This window comes from Thiohalocapsa halophila (assembly GCF_016583825.1).
Classification (GTDB): domain Bacteria; phylum Pseudomonadota; class Gammaproteobacteria; order Chromatiales; family Chromatiaceae; genus Thiohalocapsa; species Thiohalocapsa halophila.
Genome location: NZ_NRRV01000163.1, coordinates 1 through 1,917, shown reverse-complemented (window position 1 = coordinate 1,917; position 1,917 = coordinate 1). Strand labels below are relative to the sequence as shown.

General features: G+C 60.4%; 2 protein-coding genes. Both read right to left on the bottom strand.

Features of this window, described 5'->3' with window-relative positions; genetic code table 11:
• Positions 1–628: 628 nt before the first annotated feature.
• On the bottom strand, positions 629–964 hold the full coding sequence (locus CKO31_RS27815) for a type II toxin-antitoxin system RelE family toxin (RefSeq protein WP_369075153.1): 336 nt from the start codon (positions 962–964) through the stop codon (positions 629–631).
• Between the two features lie 210 nt (positions 965–1,174).
• Positions 1,175–1,917: IS630 family transposase (locus tag CKO31_RS25675; RefSeq protein ID WP_200243655.1), on the bottom strand; the 743-nt coding region annotated here is incomplete at its 5' end.

Here is a 1,917-nt window from a genome sequence, read left to right as displayed (position 1 = left end):
ACGTCGAGCAGTGGGTCGAGAACAACATCGGGCTTTCCATGCTCGCGCGACGGCGGCGGGCCTTCAGGCCTGACACGAAAACTGCATGAACGGATTGGGCGTCAGACACGGTAAAGTGAACAACCTAGCCTGCGACTGTCAAGCCCTTTACGAACTGCCCGCGTCTTATGCAACGTCCAAAAATATGCCCTTGGTTTGCGCAGGCGGATGGGTGCCCATCTGGTCATCCTGAGAGATTAGCTGATAGGCGTCGGCAATATTCTCTTCAAGTTCTTAAAGGGTTTCCCCTTCACTGAAGACCCCTGGAACTTCCTTCAACTTTCCAACAAACCAGCCATCGTCTTCCCAAAACTCAAGGGTAAATTCGTGCTTCATATCGCAATGCCTCTTGAAGGTCGCAGTGTTCAAGGCCCAACGTCAATTAGCCTTATTCGAGATCAAGTTGTGAAAGAACATCAGTCAACGGAGTTGCCGGCGACCCGCCTTCGGCTTCCTTTGCGCTCCGAAGATCTTGCAAGTCCTGATAACTTTCTAGCGCCTCCGCTACTGCCCGAAACTCCTTGATGGGGAGCACTGCGTACTCTTCTGACCCTTTTGGGCCTATGAACTGAGGATGCAGGTTCATCGATCACCTCTTGGCATAGACGTGTTTTCGGTGCATCACACGGTAAACGACGACTGTATCGTCTTCTACCTCAAACAGCACCTTGCAGTTGCCGACGCGAAGCCGATACTCAGGTGTGAAATTCGTGAGCCTCTTGATGTCCCGTGAAAGACCAGCCTCAAGTTCGCTGAGCCGTCTGGCGATCCGAGTGGCATCCTTCTTGTGGATGCACCCCCGCGGCTGCGGTGATGTAACCGCCGCCGACAAACAGACCCCTCGGTTTTCGGCTGCCGCAGGCCGAGGAGCGCGCTCGGCTCGAATTCGGGCCGAACAGCGCGAACTCTCCCACCGGCGGGACATCGTCACCGCAACGGCGACGAAAAAAACCGGGGGGGCGTGCCGGTCGCAGGTTCCCGCGACCGGCACACCCCCCGGCTTCATGGAAGATATTTTCTATGGCCTATCCGTGTCTCTTCTCCCACCGGGCTCGTCCAACGAACGGTTCAGATCGCGGTTCGCTTCGCTCACGCGATCTAACCTTATTCGTTACTAACCGTCCATTAAGTAATGTCAGGTCGCCGCCTGGGCATCGAGGATATAGCGGCAGTGCGGATGGCGGAAGAAACCGGCAACCACCTTGGGCAATGCGCGCAGGCGCTCCAACGCCTGCAAAGCCTTCTCCTTGAGGTCGAGCTTGTTGGCCACCGTCTGCTTGGCGATGTGCGCCTTGACGTTGCCCCAGACCTGCTCATCTGGGTTGAGGTGCGGGGAGTAGGGCGGCAGGAAGAACAACTTGAGCCGGCCGTTTTGCGCTTCGACGAACTCCCTGACGATGCGCGCCTCGTGGATGCTGTGGCCGTCGACGATGAGGAACACGGGCCGATCGGCGTCGTGCAGCAGGCGTTGGAGGAAGTCGACGAAGACCTCGGCCGTGGCGCGCCCCTCGTGCACCATGAAGTGGAAGTGCCCGTCGGGGGCCACTGCGGAGAGCATGTTGATGCCGAAACGCTGGCCGGTGGTCGGTACCGTCGGCGTGCGGGCCATCGGTGCCCAGGTCGTGCCGGCGTGGTGATCCGAGCGCATGCCGGCCTCGTCGGCGAAGAAGATCCGCGCCCCGACGCGCTTGGCCTCGGCGGCAATCGCCGGGAACGCTTCTTGCTCCCAGCGGGCCACCAGCACGGGGTCGCGCTCGCGCGCCCGGCGCAGCGGGCGCTGCGGGGTGAAGCCCAGTGCCGCCATCGCCCGCCCCACGGCCGAGCGCGAGAGCTTGATGCCGAACTCACGCTCGATCACCTCGCCGATCAGGCGCAGGG

Excerpts from the sequence above, each read along its gene's own strand:
- CKO31_RS27815 (WP_369075153.1), bottom strand. The coding sequence starts at position 964 with ATGTCCCGCCGGTGGGAGAGTTCGCGCTGTTCGGCCCGAATTCGAGCC.